Source organism: Streptomyces sp. CA-294286 (genome assembly GCF_050947155.1).
Taxonomy (GTDB): domain Bacteria; phylum Actinomycetota; class Actinomycetes; order Streptomycetales; family Streptomycetaceae; genus Streptomyces.
Map to the genome: position 1 here is coordinate 1375001 of NZ_CP192005.1, position 14834 is coordinate 1389834.

11 protein-coding genes are annotated in these 14834 nt (G+C 71.1%); 4 read left to right on the forward strand and 7 right to left on the reverse strand.

Features of this window, described 5'->3' with window-relative positions; all coding sequences use genetic code 11:
* The first annotated feature begins 270 nt into the window (after nucleotides 1–270).
* The 3 genes from ACQPZG_RS10675 (at nucleotide 271) to ACQPZG_RS10685 (ending at nucleotide 4654) form a co-directional block, all read left to right on the forward strand.
* A complete protein-coding gene (locus ACQPZG_RS10675; RefSeq protein ID WP_433545567.1) occupies nucleotides 271–1446 on the forward strand; it encodes a serine hydrolase domain-containing protein in 1176 nt (391 codons plus the stop codon).
* Nucleotides 1447–1882: 436 nt separating this feature from the next.
* The gene (locus ACQPZG_RS10680) at nucleotides 1883–3928 is read left to right on the forward strand and encodes an FAD-dependent oxidoreductase (protein ID WP_433545568.1); all 2046 of its coding nucleotides are present in this window, start codon (nucleotides 1883–1885) and stop codon (nucleotides 3926–3928) included.
* Between the two features lie 117 nt (nucleotides 3929–4045).
* Nucleotides 4046–4654 (forward strand): PadR family transcriptional regulator, encoded by a 609-nt coding sequence (locus ACQPZG_RS10685; RefSeq protein WP_433545569.1) that lies wholly within the window; start codon nucleotides 4046–4048, stop codon nucleotides 4652–4654.
* A 147-nt stretch (nucleotides 4655–4801) separates the two neighbouring features.
* Here the strand turns inward: ACQPZG_RS10685 and ACQPZG_RS10690 are convergent, their stop codons facing one another.
* From ACQPZG_RS10690 to ACQPZG_RS10720, 7 genes are all read right to left on the reverse strand, one after another.
* Complete coding sequence (locus tag ACQPZG_RS10690; protein ID WP_373312622.1) at nucleotides 4802–5014, reverse strand: EF-hand domain-containing protein; 213 nt, start codon at nucleotides 5012–5014, stop codon at nucleotides 4802–4804.
* Between the two features lie 375 nt (nucleotides 5015–5389).
* Nucleotides 5390–6652 (reverse strand): YncE family protein, encoded by a 1263-nt coding sequence (locus ACQPZG_RS10695; protein ID WP_433545570.1) that lies wholly within the window; start codon nucleotides 6650–6652, stop codon nucleotides 5390–5392.
* Nucleotides 6649–7596, reverse strand: coding sequence for a polysaccharide deacetylase family protein (locus tag ACQPZG_RS10700; protein ID WP_433549349.1), 948 nt, complete (start codon nucleotides 7594–7596; stop codon nucleotides 6649–6651). Before ACQPZG_RS10700 ends, ACQPZG_RS10695 begins: the two co-directional genes overlap by 4 nt.
* A gap of 544 nt (nucleotides 7597–8140) precedes the next feature.
* Nucleotides 8141–8650, reverse strand: coding sequence for an ATP-binding protein (locus ACQPZG_RS10705; protein ID WP_433545571.1), 510 nt, complete (start codon nucleotides 8648–8650; stop codon nucleotides 8141–8143).
* A 273-nt stretch (nucleotides 8651–8923) separates the two neighbouring features.
* Nucleotides 8924–9691: an enoyl-CoA hydratase/isomerase family protein gene (locus ACQPZG_RS10710; protein ID WP_433545572.1), complete on the reverse strand. Its 768-nt coding sequence runs from the start codon at nucleotides 9689–9691 to the stop codon at nucleotides 8924–8926.
* 116 nt (nucleotides 9692–9807) lie between these two features.
* The gene (locus tag ACQPZG_RS10715) at nucleotides 9808–11058 is read right to left on the reverse strand and encodes a L,D-transpeptidase (protein WP_433545573.1); all 1251 of its coding nucleotides are present in this window, start codon (nucleotides 11056–11058) and stop codon (nucleotides 9808–9810) included.
* A 173-nt stretch (nucleotides 11059–11231) separates the two neighbouring features.
* Entirely contained in the window at nucleotides 11232–12476 is a 1245-nt protein-coding gene (locus ACQPZG_RS10720; protein ID WP_433545574.1) for a L,D-transpeptidase, read from the reverse strand.
* A 75-nt stretch (nucleotides 12477–12551) separates the two neighbouring features.
* On the opposite strand from ACQPZG_RS10720, the gene glgX reads away from it, so the two are divergent.
* A complete protein-coding gene (gene glgX, locus ACQPZG_RS10725; RefSeq protein WP_433545575.1) occupies nucleotides 12552–14834 on the forward strand; it encodes a glycogen debranching protein GlgX in 2283 nt (760 codons plus the stop codon).

The following is a 14834-nucleotide window of genomic DNA, read 5'->3' on the forward strand; positions in this document are numbered from 1 at the left end:
ATCGGGGTGCGTCCTGTCGAACGCGGTTTCCTCATTTCGCAAAGGCGCATGAAAACGAGTACGACGGACGTCGGCTCGTTGCTCATGGATTCTGCGGGATGGCTGCCCCGGGCCGGTGCGAACCGGTGCTCACATAGGACAACCCGCAGAACCTTACGGATGGGGCCGCCCGCCGTCAAACCGGGGGGTGCGCCGGGTCTTCCGGTCGGTCCGACCAGTCGGTATGTTGCGGCTCAGTCCCCTGCTGCTGCCGTTCCGAGGAGCGCCCCCATGTCCCAGTCCCCGCCCGTCGTTCCGCGCGTGGAGGGCCGCTGCGACGAGCGGTTCGCCGCTGTGCGCGAGGCTTTCGAGGAGAACTTCCGGCAGCGCGAGGAATTGGGGGCGGCCGTCACCCTGCGCGTAGGAGGGGAGGTCGTGGTCGATCTGTGGGGCGGCTGGGCCGACCCGCGGCACGAACGCCCATGGGAACGGGACACCCTCGTCAACGTCTGGTCCACGACCAAGGGGGCCACCGCGCTCTGCGCGCACATGCTGGCCGACCGGGGCGCCCTGGACCTGGACGCGCCGGTGGCCGCGTACTGGCCGGAGTTCGCGGCGGCCGGCAAGGAAAAGGTGCTCGTACGTGATCTGCTGTCGCACCGTGCGGGGCTGGCCGGCCTGCGGGTGCCGCACTCCGTGCAGGAGCTGTACGACTGGGACCTGTCCTGTGAACGGCTCGCGGCGACCGAGCCGTGGTGGGAGCCGGGGTCGAAGTCCGGGTATCACGCGCTGACCTACGGGTTCCTGGTCGGCGAGGTCGTGCGACGGGTGAGCGGGATGCGGCCCGCTGAGTTCTTGGAGCGGGAGGTGACCGTGCCGCTGGGTATCGACTTCACGATCGGACTGCCGGAGAAGGAGGCGGGGCGCACCGCCGAGCTCGTCCATGTGCCGGTGACGTCCTCCAGTGAACAGGCTGCCCTGTTCGCGCAGCTGGAGCCGGTCGCACTGGCCGCGTTGACCAATCCCGGGACGGGTGCGCGCGAGGGCAATTCCCCGGAGTGGCGGGCTGCGGAGATCCCGGCGGCCAACGGGCACGGGACGGCTCGCGGGGTGGCCGCCCTGTATGAGGTCTTCGCGCGGCAGGGGCGGTCCGGTGACCGGCGGGTGCTGTCGGCCGACGCGGCCGAGCGGGTGCGCCAGGGGCAGGGCGCGTGCCGGGACCTCGTGCTGGGATTGGGCTTCGCGCACAAGACGGAAGTGGCTCTCGGGTTGTGGCTGAGCGGGGCGAACGCCTCGTACGGGCCGAACCCCCGGGCGGTCGGGCACGACGGGTTCGGCGGCTCGTGCGGGCTCGCGGACCCCGAGGCCGAGGTGAGTCTCGGCTACGTCATGAACCGAATGGGCCCGCACATCGCGGACGACCCTCGGAAGATGGCGCTGGTGGAGGCGGTGTACGCGTCGCTCTGAGACGAGGTCTTCGGACCGCCCGGTCGGGTCGGATGATCTACCGGGCAGGGACGAACGGAGGGGTCGAGTCGGTCGGGTGGGTCGGGTCGAGTTGGGTCGGATGGGCCGGATGGGCCGGATCGAATCGGTCGGGCCCCGGGGCGGGGGGTTGGTGGAGGGATCGGGCGGACTCGCGGGTGCGTCCGCCCGGTCGGGCCTCGGGGCCTGTGGGGCGCTGTACCTCTGCCTTCGTCGGAGGCGGCGCGAGCCGGGCGGAGGGCGGGCGCGAGCGCGGAAGGCAGGCGCGCGCCCGCCGGGCAAGGGCGGGCGCGAGCGCGGAGGCGGGGGACGTCTGCGGATGTTCGTGTGACTCACGGCTCATGGGCCGTCCGGCCGCCGAGGCTTATTATGCAACTAGTTGCAGAAGAGTCGTCGCATGAGCGCCCGGAGGCGTCGGATGAGCCCGTCGAGTGAAGTTCCGTCGAACCAGTACCCCCACCTGTTGGCACCGCTGGACCTGGGGTTCACCACTCTTCCCAACCGCGTGATCATGGGCTCCATGCACGTCGGTCTCGAAGAGGCCGAGCGCGGGTTCGAGCGGATGGCCGCGTTCTACGCGGAGCGGGCGCGGGGCGGCGTCGGGCTCATGGTGACCGGCGGCATCTCGCCGAACGAGGCCGGTCGCCCGTACCCCGGCGGAGCCATGCTGACGACGTCCGAGGAGGCGGCGCGGCACCGTGTGGTGACGGACGCCGTGCACGAGGCCGGGGGGCGGATCGCGATGCAGATCCTGCACTTCGGCCGGTACGCGTACCACCCGGAGCTCGTCGCGCCGAGTGCGCTCCAGGCGCCGATCAGCCCGTACGTTCCGAAGGAACTGAGCGCGGAGGAGATCGAGGGGACCGTCGAGGACTTCGTACGCGCCGCCGGGCTCGCGCAGGAGGCCGGGTACGACGGTGTCGAGATCATGGGGTCCGAGGGGTACCTGATCAACGAGTTCATCGCCGCGCACACCAACAAGCGGAACGACCTGTGGGGCGGGTCGTACGAGAACCGGGTGCGGTTCCCGCTGGAGATCGTGCGGCGGGTACGGGAACGGGTCGGGCCGGAGTTCATTCTCATCTACCGGCTGTCGATGCTGGACCTGGTGCCGGGCGGTTCGACGTTCGAGGAGGTCGTGGAGCTGGCGAAGGCCGTCGAGGCGGCCGGGGCGACGATCATCAACACGGGGATCGGCTGGCACGAGGCACGCATCCCGACCATCGCGACGTCCGTGCCGCGCGGGGCGTACGCGTGGGTGACGAAGCGGGTGATGGGATCGGTGGGCATTCCGCTCGTCACGACGAATCGGATCAACACCCCCGAGCTGGCAGAGGAGTTGCTGGCCGGCGGCTTCGCGGATCTGGTGTCGTTGGCGCGGCCGTTCCTGGCGGACCCGGATTTCGTGGCGAAGGCCGCGGACGGGCGGGCCGAGTCGATCAATACGTGCATCGGGTGCAACCAGGCCTGCCTGGACCACACCTTCAGCGGCAAGGTCACCTCGTGCCTGGTCAATCCGCGGGCCTGTCACGAGACGGAACTGGTGCTGTCACCGACCAGGCTGCGCAAGCGGGTGGCGGTGGTCGGCGCGGGCCCGGCCGGTTTGGCGTGCGCGGTGACGGCGGCCGAGCGCGGGCACGCGGTCACGTTGTTCGACGCGGCGGACGTGGTGGGCGGGCAGCTGAACGTGGCACGTCAGGTGCCGGGCAAGGAGGAGTTCAACGAGACGCTGCGGTACTTCCGTAACCGGCTGACGGAGTACGGGGTGGAGGTCAGGCTCTCCACCGCCGTGACGCCCGCGGTGCTTGCGGCGGGGGCGTACGACGACGTGGTGCTGGCCACCGGGGTCACACCGCGCGTCCCCGAGATCGAGGGGATCGGGCATCCGAGCGTCGTGCGGTACTTGGAGGTGCTGCGGGGCGAGGTGCGGGTCGGCGAGCGGGTGGCGATCCTCGGCGCCGGCGGCATCGGTTTCGACGTCGCGGAGTTCCTGACGGACGAGGGGGAAGAGGCGAGCCTGTCGCCGGAGGTCTTCTTCCGGCAGTGGGGCGTGGACATGGAGTACGAGGCGCGGGGAGGACTGCGGGCGCCGGACCGGCCCAAGGCGACCCGGACCGTGCACCTGCTCCAGCGCAAGGAGACCAAGGTCGGCGCGGGGCTCGGCAAGACGACCGGCTGGATCCACCGCACCGAACTCGCACAGCGCGGCGTGACCATGGTCCCCGGTGCGACGTACGAGCGGATCGACGACGAGGGCCTGCACGTGGTCGTGGGCGGTGAGCGGCGGGTACTGGCCGTGGACACGGTGGTGCTGTGCACGGGGCAGGAGCCGCGCCGGGACCTGTACGAGGAACTGGTGGCCGGGGGCGTGCCGGTGCACCTGATCGGCGGTGCCGACGTGGCCGCCGAGCTGGACGCGAAGCGCGCGATCCGGCAGGGGACGGAACTCGCGGCGGCTTTGTAGGAGTGTGCCGGGGCTATGTGTGGGGGTGCTGTGTGCGCGGGTCGGCCGGTCGGCGTACGGGCAGGGCCTTCCGGATCCTGTCCGTCCGTTCTTTCGTCCGCTGCCTAGGATGCGCTCATGTCACTCCCCCACGCGATCCTGACCGCCCTGCTGGAGAAGCCCTCCTCGGGGTTGGAGTTGACCCGCAGGTTCGACATGTCCATCGGGTACTTCTGGTCGGCCACGCACCAGCAGATCTACCGCGAGCTGGGGAAACTGGAGCAGGCGGGGTTCATCCGGGCGCTTCCCCAGGACGTGCCGACGCGGGGGCAGAAACGCGAGTACGAGGTTCTGCCCGCGGGGCGCGAGGAGCTGGTCGCGTGGGTCGCCAAGAGCGAGGACCCCAAGCCGCTGCGGGACGCGTTCGGGCTGCGGCTACGGGCGGCGGCAATGGTCGGGACCGGGGAGTTGCTGGCCGAGGTCGGACGCCATCTCGGCCTGCACCGGGTGCAGTTGGCGACCTACCAGGAGATCGAGAAGCGGGACTTCGGGCACCTGGTCGGGGGGCCGGACGGCCGAGCCGAGGAGCGGCCCGAGGGGCGGTCCGGCGGTCGTGCCGCCGAGCGCGTGGGTGGGCGGGAGGAGCGGTTGCAGCACCTGGTGCTGCGGGCCGGAATCCAGATGGAGCGCTTCTGGGTGGGGTGGCTTGAGGAAGCTGCGGCCGAGTTGCGGGAGCTGGACGGGTAGGGCGCCGGACTCGCGCGGAGGGGCGGTCCGGCACGCGTGACGGCGGAGCCGGGTCCTCGGGGGCACGGATGACGGAAGGGCAGGGCGCCCTCCGGTACGCACGAACGAAAGGCCGGGTCCTTTGCGGGCCCGGCCTTTCGTTCGTACTCAGACCCGGTTGCGGGACGCCCAGAACTCGTCGAAGTCGAGCCGGCCGTCGCCATCGCCGTCGTGGGCCTTGATGATGGCCTGGGCCACCGTCTCGGTCACGTGGAAGTCGCCGAGCTGTGCCATCAGGCTCTTGTACTCGGCGGCCGTGATGACCCCGTCCTGGTTCTTGTCGAACTGGTCGAACGCCTTGCGCGCCGACTCGATGTCGATGTCCGCCACGTGGTCCACCCCTTGGTGCAGTCAGCCGGACGATCTCGGCCGTGTCCGTCGATACGGCGTCAGGTTAGCGGCCCTGCGGGCAGCCGGGTGGGGCGGGTTTGGCATCGGGTTTCCGGCGGGGCCACGGGCAGTTGTGGTGGGCCGCGGGGAGACCTGTCTGTGGCGGACGCACGGTGCGGAGGGGCGGTACGCGGGCGACGGCACGCGGGGCCTCCGGCTTCGGCGGCCTCCGGGAGCCGGTGGGGGTGGTGGTGTGGAGACGGGGCGGGCGAGCAGGGCTCTGCGGGTGGGGGCGATCCTATTCGGGGCAGGGCCCTTCGCGCGGGGGGGCACCCCGCCGAGGGGCAACCGGCCCGGTGGGGTGGGTCAGCGGAAGATTCCGGTGTGGCCGAGGGAGTAGCGGCCCGGTTGCGGGTAGACCGCGAGGCCGTGGGGGCCGTCGCCGACCGGGATGCGGGCCAGCTGGCGGCCCGAGGTGGTGTCGATGGCGTACACCTCGGAGTCGTAGCGGCCCGCCAGCCACAGGACCTTGCCGTCGGCGGACACGCCGCCCATGTCCGGGCTGCCTCCGTCCGGGAGGCGCCACTTCTTGGTGAGCTTGTTCTTCGCGAAGTCGAAGACGGAGATGGACCCCTCGCCCCGGTTGGGAACGTACATCTCCTTGGAGTCGCGGGAGATGTAGAGCCCGTGGCAGCCCTTGCCGGTGGGCAGGAGCTTGGGCGTGGTGAACTTCTCGCCGTCCAGCACCCACATGCCGTGGGCCATCATGTCGGCGATGTAGAAGGTTTTGCCGTCCGGGGAGATCTTGACGTCCTGCGGCATGGCTCCCTGGAAGGGCAGCTTCTGCTGACCGATGACCTTCATCTTCTCGGTGTCGACCTTGAGCAGCTCGCCGGAGAACTCGCAGGAGACGATGAAGTAGCGGCCGTCGGCGGAGAAGTCGGCGTGGTTGACGCCTGCGCAGGTGACCGGGACGGTCTTGACGCGGTTCATGGTGTGCGGGTCGCGGAAGACGAGTTCGCGGTCCATGGAGGCCATGACGACGGCGTGCTTGCCGTTCGGGGTGAAGTAGAGGTTGTACGGGTCGTGCACCTCGACCGGCTTGCCCGCCTTGCCGTTGGCCGGGTTGATCGGGGTGAGGGAGTGGCCGCGGTTGTTGTTGACCCAGAGGGTCTTCATGTCCCAGGACGGGACGACGTGCTGCGGCTGGATGCCGACCGGGATCGTCTCGATGACCTTGTACGTCTTGGGGTCGATGACCGAGACGGTGTTGGAGTTGGTGTTCGGGACGTACACGCGGGACGGGAAGTTGCGGGCGACCGGGGCGATGTTGCCGGGGCGGTTGGCCGCGTAGATGTCGTTGGGGTCCTGGACGGGGGGCATGCCGGGCAGGCCGGCCGGAGCGGCCTTCTTCTGCTGGTCGGGCGAAGTGGCGGCCCGGGAACCGAGCGCTTCGACGCCGGTCTTGCCGGTGGAGGGTTCGGCTCCGCAGCCGGCGAGGGCGGTGACGGTGACGGCGGCGAGCAGGACGGTGGCCGCACACCGGGTACGGGTGCGAGCACGGGCGAGGGCGTCCGCGGCGGGGGCGCCGGAGGCGGACGTGCGGGGGGCGGGGGTCGGACGGGTCATGGCGTCAGCAGCTCCGTGGTGGTCACCGCGCGCAGCTTGCGGCGGTCGAGGTCGTCGAGGAGGGCGGGCAGCGCGGCGACCGTGTCCGCGTACCCGAAGTGCAGGCTCACCACGGATCCGTTACGGATCTCTCCGGCGACCTTGCGGGTGACGGCCGTCGCGCCGGGCGAGGTGAAGTCGAGGGAGTCCACGTCGTACGACAGGACGTGGGGATAGCCCGCCCGGCGCGCGAGGCGCTGGACGAGCGGGGTCGCGTACGGGGTGCGGGAGGGCCGGAACCAGGTGCCGATCGATCCGGTGAGGCGTTTCAGCCGGCGCGCGCAGTCGGTGATCTCGCGGTACGCCTCCCCCTCGGGCATCTCGGAGACGGTGAGGTGGCGTTGGGTGTGGTTGCCGAGGTCGTGGCCGCCGTCGAGGATGCGGCGCGCGAGCGCGGGGTGGGCGTCGAGCCAGCTGCCGACGGCGAGGACGGTGACGCGGGCTCCGGCGCGTTCGGCTTCGGCGAGGAGGGACGTGGCGATGGCGGGGTCGCCCTGGCCGTGGAAGGTGAGGGCGACGCGGGCGCGGTCGCGGGGGCCGTGTTCGATCTGGACGGGGTGGCCGGGGAAGCGGCGGGGGGCGGGTGCGGCGGCGGTACGGGGGGCGGGGCTGTCTCCGGTGCGACCGGCGGCGGCTTCCTCCCCGGAGCCGGAGCCGGAGCCGGAACGGCGTCCGGAGCCGGCGTCCGGGTCCGTGCCGGTACCCGCCCCGGGGACGGAGCCCGTGTCCGGCCCGGAGCCGGTGTCCGAACCCGTCCCGGGGACGGAACGCGTGCCCGCCCCGGAACCCGGTCCGGAATCCGTCCCCCTCCCCCACTCCGCCGAGCCATCGGCTCCGCTCGTGCCCCGGTCCCCGCACCCCACGGCGAGCGCCCCCGTCAGGGCTGCTCCCGCCCCTGCGCGCAGCCAGGCACGGCGGGCGGAGTGGGGTGCCGTGGCCGGTGGTGGGTGCGGATGCGGTGGCGTGCGGGGTGCGGTCGGTCGTGCGATGGTGCTCACCTCGCCGGGTGGGGGGCGGGAGCTGCCCCGGGTGAGCACCATAGATGCGGCAAAGGACGAAGCGGGCCATTGCCGCATTCAGGGCGTTTCGGGGACGTCACCCCCGCGACGGCGGAACGCCACCGAAACGCCATGATCAGTTTTCCTGCGGATCAAGGAATCACGCAACGAATCCCATACTTATGCAGTGAATGCGAGGCCAGTGGCTCACCTCACCAACGATTCACTTCTAAAGTGTGAGGTTATGGGGTGCTTTGCCCGAGTAGGCGCTTTTGGCTTGAAGCCTCCTGTCTGCCATAGTCGGAGGCACGAACTCCCCTTGACCCGAGCGTTCGTACTTCAGGCCCTGGAGCACACCCCTTTCGCTCCACGGCCCCCTCGGAAGCCCCCGTAGTGCGCCCCACCCCGGCGCCTGGGGGCTTCTGGCGTTCCGCGGGCAGGTTCGCGGTCCTCACCGGTCGCGGTCGACGACCCGCATTTCGAACCATGTCGTCTTGCCGCGCGGCAGCAGATCCACGCCCCATCGGTCGGACAGCTTGTCCACCAGGAAAAGCCCCCGGCCGCTCACGTCCAGCACGTCCACGGGCATCAGGCACGGCAGGCCGCGCGAGGGGTCGCGGACCTCGATGCGGATCCAGCCCCGGCGGCGGAGTATCCGCAGCCCGAAGACCCGGGCGCCCGTGTGCCGCACCGCGTTCCCGACGAGCTCGGAGACCAGCAGGACGGCGAATTCGGAGACCTGCGAGGAGAGCCCCCACTGGCGCTGCACGACGCACTGCGTCAGGCGGCGGGCCGTACCCGCCGATTCCGGCCGCGACGGCAGCCGCACTTCCGCGTCCGCCGGACTCCCGAACTCCGCCAGCGCCGGATGAGTCCGTTCGTCCTCGACGGCCGGCACCCACCGCGCAGCGGTCGCCTGCCCCTGCTGCCGCGGCTCCTCCACACCTTCCAGGCCCGCCATGCCCCCCATCATGGCGGGCGCCTTCGCGGTCCGGGGGCGTTCCGGGGGAATACACCCCCCGGAGCCCGCCCCCTCCACCAGGGCTTACGGCATATGACGACGGCACAGACTTGCCGGTAGCCCGGACCTGACCTGCGACTACCCGGCGACCACGGGTGATCACGGGCAGTGCGCGGAAAGGGCCGCCTTAAGCCTCCCTTAAGCCTGAGCTAAGCAGAGCGTGACGGTGCGCGGCGTTGACCGTGCGCCGACTGCTCGCCAACTAGCCTCCGGTCAGAGGAACTTGGCCTTGCCAGGGCCCTCCTCCACGAAGCTGCGCATTCCGCGCTCGCGGTCCTCGGTCGCGAACAGGCCCGCGAACCAGGTGCGCTCCACGGCCAGTCCGGTCTCCAGGTCCGTCTCCAGGCCCACGTCGACGCATTCCTTGGCGGCGCGCAGGGCGAGCGCCGGGCCCTGGGCGAGCTTCGCGGCCCAGGCGTGTGCCTGCTCGTACACCTCGGCGGCCGGTACGACGCGGTCCACGAGACCGATCGCGGCGGCCTCCTCCGCCTTGACCATGCGGCCGGTGAAGATGAGGTCCTTGGCCTTGGAGGGGCCGACCAGGCGGGCCAGGCGCTGGGTGCCGCCCGCGCCGGGGATCAGGCCGAGCAGGATCTCCGGCTGGCCGAGCTTGGCGTTGTCGGCGGCGATGCGGTAGTCCGCGCAGAGCGCCAACTCGCAGCCCCCGCCCAGCGCGTAGCCGGTGATCGCGGCGACGACGGGCTTGGGGATGCGGGCGACGGCGGTGAAGGACTCCTGGAGGCCCCGGGAGCGCAGGACCATCGCCGTGTGGTCCATGGCCTGCATTTCCTTGATGTCCGCACCTGCCGCGAACACCTTCTCGCCGCCGTGGATGACCACCGCGCGTACGTCCTCGCGGCGCGTCGCCTCCTCGGCGAGCTCGCGCAGGCGGTCCTGGGTGGCGACGTCGAGGGCGTTCATCGGGGGGCGCTGGAGGAGGATCGTGCCGACGCCTGAGGTGACTTCGAGAGTGACTGTCATACGGGCGAGGTTAGTCGGCGCGGGCCCGGGAGCGACCCCCCGGAAGGCCCCGTAGGCGGAAGGCCCGGCGCACGTGGTGCAGTGCGCCGGGCCCGGCCTTCTTCGCGTATCGGGAGTTACTTGGTCCACTCCGTCCAGGACATGTTCCAGCCGTTCAGGCCGTTGTCCGGGGCGATCTGCTTGTCCTGGGAGTTGGTGACGACGACGACGTCGCCGATCAGCGAGCCGTTCCAGAACCAGGCCGCCGGGGTGCCGCTGTCGCCCGCGCCGCGCCGGTCGCGCAGGCCGACGCAGCCGTGGCTGACGTTGGCGGAGCCGAAGGTGCCGGAGGAGGCCCAGTAGTTGCCGTGGATGAAGGTGCCGGAGTTCGACAGACGCATGGCGTGCGGTACGTCCTTGATGTCGTACTCGCCGCCGAAGCCGACGGTGGCGCCGTTCATCCGGGTCACCTTGAGCTTCTCGCTGATGACCATCTGGCCGTTGTACGTCGTCGTGGCCGGGGCGCCCGCGGTGATCGGGATCGTCCGGACGAGCTTGCCGTCGCGGACGACCTTCATCGTGTGGGCCTTGGCGTCGACGGTGGAGACCTGACTGCGGCCGACGGTGAACTTCACGGTCCTGGACTGCTTGCCGTAGACGCCGGGGCGGCCCTCGACGCCGTCCAGGTTCACCTTGACGGTGACCTTGGTGCCGGCCGCCCAGTACTTCTCGGGGCGGAAGTCGAGGCGGTCGTTGCCGAACCAGTGGCCCTCGACCGGCACGGACGGTTCCGCCGTGACCTTGATCGCCCGCTCGACGGCGTCCGGGTTGGTGATGCCCCGGGTGAAGCGGAAGGACACCGGCATGCCGACGCCGACGGTGCTGCCGTCCTCGGGCCGGAACTCGCCTATGAAGGTGTTCTTCGGGACGAGCGTGGTGAAGGTGGTGTCCTGCGCGGACACCCGGCCCTCCGCGTCCTTGGCGAGGGCGTGCACCTTGTACGTCGTGCTGGCGGCGAGGTGGTGGGACGGCTCCCAGGCCGCGCCGTCGGGGGCGATCCGGCCGTCGATCTCGTTGCCCTTGGAGTCGGTGACCTTGACCTCGGACAGCTTGCCCTTGTCAGCGGTGATCTTCAGGGCGCCGCTGGTGGCGACGTCCTTGGCGCCGTTCTTCGGGGCGACGGTGACGACCGCCTGCGATGCCTTGGTGTCGGCCTGCCCGGCGGCCGGCTGCCGGTCGTCGGTGCTGCTGGTCCTGTCCGCGCCGCCCCCGCAGGCGGTGACCAGCAGCAGCAGTGCGCCGAGTACGAGCGCGAGCAGCCCCGTTCCGCTGCCGCGCCGACCTATTGCCCCGTGCCCGGTCCGAACCGGGATCGGCTGCCTGTTCAATGTGGAATTCTCCCCTCGCGCACCGGCCCTGACCAGGCCCGCACCCCCGCACGCAACTACCGCGCACTGTGCGCTAGATAATCACACCGGGTGCGGTGGGAGTCCCCCGCGTATGTCACCGTTCCGTCCCAAGTGCGCGGGATGCCGGGGGTTCGGCGGGCAGGTGCGGGGGGTCAGCGCAGGGCGGAGCCCGCCGTCCACTGCTCCCACCCCATGTTCCAGCCGCCGAGGCCGTTGTCGGGAGCCACTTTCGCGTCGGAGGAGTCGACGACTTCCACGACGTCGCCGATCAGGGTGCGGTCGAAGAACCAGCCGGCCGGGGTGCCGCCGCTGCCCCCCTTCACGTCGCGCAGACCGATGCAGCCGTGGCTGGTGTTGGTCGAGCCGAAGACGCCCCGGGACCAGTAGTTGCCGTGCAGGAAGGTTCCGGAGGTGGTGAGGCGGACGGCGTGCGGGACGTCCTCGATGTCGTACTCGCCGCCGAAGCCGACGGTGCGGCCGTTCATGCGGGTCACGTCGTGCATCTCGCTGACCACCATCTTCCCGTTGTACGTGGGGTTCTTCGCGCTGCCGGCGCTGATCGGCAGGGTGGAGAGGACCTCGCCGTCGCGGGTGACGGTCATGGTGTGGTCGTCCGCGTCGACGAGGGAGGTCTGGTGGCGGCCGACGGTGAAGCCGACCGTCCTGTTCTGGATGCCGTGGACGCCGGGGGCGCCCTGGACGTCGCGGAGCCGGATGTCGGTAGTGACGCGGGTGCCGGGCTTCCAGTACGTGCGCGGCCGGAAGTCGAGACGTTCCTTGCCGAACCAGTGGCCGACCACCGGCACCGCGGGCCGCGAGGTGACGCGGATGGCGCGCTCGACGGCGGCCCGGTCCTCGATCGGCCGGCTGAAGGAGAAGGACACGATCATCCCGGTCCCGACGGTGGAGCGGTTCTCCGGCTTGAAGTAGCCGATGAACCGTTCGTCGGGGACGTGGGTGGTGAAGGACGTCGTACGGGCGTGCCGTTTGCCGTCCTCGTCGAGGGCGACCGCGTGGACGCGGTACTTGGCGGCGAGGACGAGTCTGCCTGCGGCGGCGTCGGGCTGCCAGGAGCTGCCGTCGGCGCTGATGCTTCCCCGTACCTCCTGCCGCTCGGCGTCCTCGACGCGTTCCACCCTCACCCGCTCCAGCGTGCCGTCGGGGGCGCTGACGTCGATGCGGTCGTCGGGCCGGACGCCCCTGGCCCGGTCGGCGGGGCTGATCCGGATGGCCTCCTCGGCGGTGGGCGGCGCCCCGTCGAACCAGGTGGTGAGGGGGCCCGAGGAGCAGCCGGTCAGGGCGGCGAGGGCCGCCAGCACCACGGCGGCGGCGATCGGACGGCGGAGGGGACGTGAGTGCGAGCGCCACGGTGGGCATGACAGCAGGGAGGACCTCATGTGGAGAGCCTGGCGGCCGGGACGCCGCTGTGCCTCTCGACTCGCCGGTCCCGACGAGCCGCGGGAGGCTGACAGGTGTCGAGCGCACCGGAGTACAACCTGCAAGTGGTACGGGAGGGCAGGGCCCTCACGGGTCCTGCGACCGGGGCCGGGACCAGGGCCCTGGGCAACGGCCGGGCGTCGCAGCCCGCTCCGAGCCCCCGGCCACCCGTGTGGCCGGGGGCTCCCAATCCCCTGGGCGCCCGGTTCCGGGTCGGTCCGGACGGGGTGGCGGGCACCAATTTCGCGCTGTGGGCGGGGGGCGCGGAGGCCGTCGAGCTGTGCCTGTTCGACTTCGGCGAGGAGGGCGTCGAGGTCCGGTGCCCGCTGACCGAACTGACGCACGAGGTGTGGCACGGTTTCGTGCCGGGGGTACGGCCGGGGCAGCGGTACGGATTCCGGGTGCACGGGCGGTGGGACCCGTGGACGGGCGCCCGCTGGAACCCGGCGAAGCTGCTGCTCGATCCCTACGCGAGGGCGGTGGACGGTGACTTCGCGTCGCTGCCGCCCCAGGTGTACGGGCACGTGCGGGACTGGCCGCAGCAACAGGTGGCCGACACGGTCCGCGACGAGCGGGACTCGGCCCCGTACGTGCCCAAGGGCGTGGTCGTGCATGACGACGACGACTGGGTGGACGACCGGCGGCCGAAGACGCCCTGGGCGGACTCGGTGATCTACGAGCTGCACGTGCGGGGCTTCACGATGCGGCATCCGGACATCCCTCCGGAGCTGCGCGGCACGTACGCGGGCCTCGCCCACCCGGCGGCGATCGAGCACCTCGTACGGCTCGGGGTGACGGCGGTGGAGCTGCTGCCGGTGCACCAGTTCGCGCACGAGGACCATCTGCTGCGACGCGGGCTGAGGAATTACTGGGGCTACAACTCCATCGGCTACTTCGCCCCGCACGCGGGCTACGCGGCGTCGGGTACGGCCGGGCAGCAGGTCGGCGAGTTCAAACGGATGGTGCAGGCGCTGCACGCGGCCGGGATCGAGGTGATCCTCGACGTGGTCTACAACCACACCGCGGAGGCCGGTGAGCTGGGGCCGACGCTGTCGCTGCGGGGCGTCGACAACCGGGGCTACTACCGCGTGCAGGCCGACCCGCGGCGGTACGCGGACTACACGGGCTGCGGGAACACGCTGCACGTCGTGCAGCCGCAGGTGCTGAGGCTGATCACCGACTCGCTCAGGTACTGGGTGAACGAGATGGGCGTGGACGGCTTCCGCTTCGACCTGGCGGCGGCGCTGGCCCGGTCGATGCATGACGTGGACATGCTGTCGCCGTTCCTCGCGGTGATCGCGCAGGACCCGACGCTGCGCCGGGTGAAGCTGATCGCCGAACCGTGGGACGTGGGCAGCGGGGGCTACCAGGTCGGCGCGTTCCCCCCGCTGTGGACGGAGTGGAACGACCGCTACCGGGACGCGGTACGGGACTTCTGGCGGGGTGCGCTGCCGGACGTGCGGGACCTGGGGTACCGGCTGTCGGGGTCGAGCGACCTGTACGCGTGGGGCGGCCGGCGGCCGTACGCCTCGGTCAACTTCGTCACCGCGCACGACGGTTACACGCTGCGGGACCTCGTCACCTACGAGCAGAAGCACAACTCGGCCAACGGGGAGGGCAACCGGGACGGCACGAACGACAACCGGTCGTGGAACGGCGGGGTGGAGGGCGAGACGGACGACGCGGGCATCGCCGCCCTGCGCCGGCGGCAGCTGCGGAACATGGTGACGACCCTGCTGCTCTCCACCGGAGTGCCGATGCTGGTCGCGGGCGACGAGATGGGGCGCACGCAGCACGGCAACAACAACGCGTACTGCCAGGACAACGAGACGAGCTGGGTGGACTGGTCGCTGCTGGACGACCCGCAGTGGAAATCCCTGTTCCACCTGACGTCCCGGCTGCTGGCCCTGCGGCACGCCCACCCGGTGCTGCGGCGTCGGGCGTTCTTCTCCGGCCGTCCCCAAGGCGCGGACGGACTACGGGACTTGGCGTGGTTCACCGTGCGGGGCGAGGAGATGACGCCGGCCGACTGGTACGCACCGGCGGCGACGCTCGGCATGTACCTCTCCGGAACGGACATCCCGGGCCGGGACGAACAGGGCCGGCCGGTGACCGACGAGAGCTTCCTGGCGGTGCTGCACGCCGGGGAGGACGCGGTGGACTTCGTACTGCCGGGCCCGCCGTGGGCGGTCGCGTACGACGTGGTGGTGGACACGTCCCGTGAGGAACAGCAGGACGCGGAGGGGACACGGCACGAGGGCGGCGCGGTGCTGACGGTGCCGGGGCGGACGGTGTTGTTGCTGCGGGTGGAGAGGTGA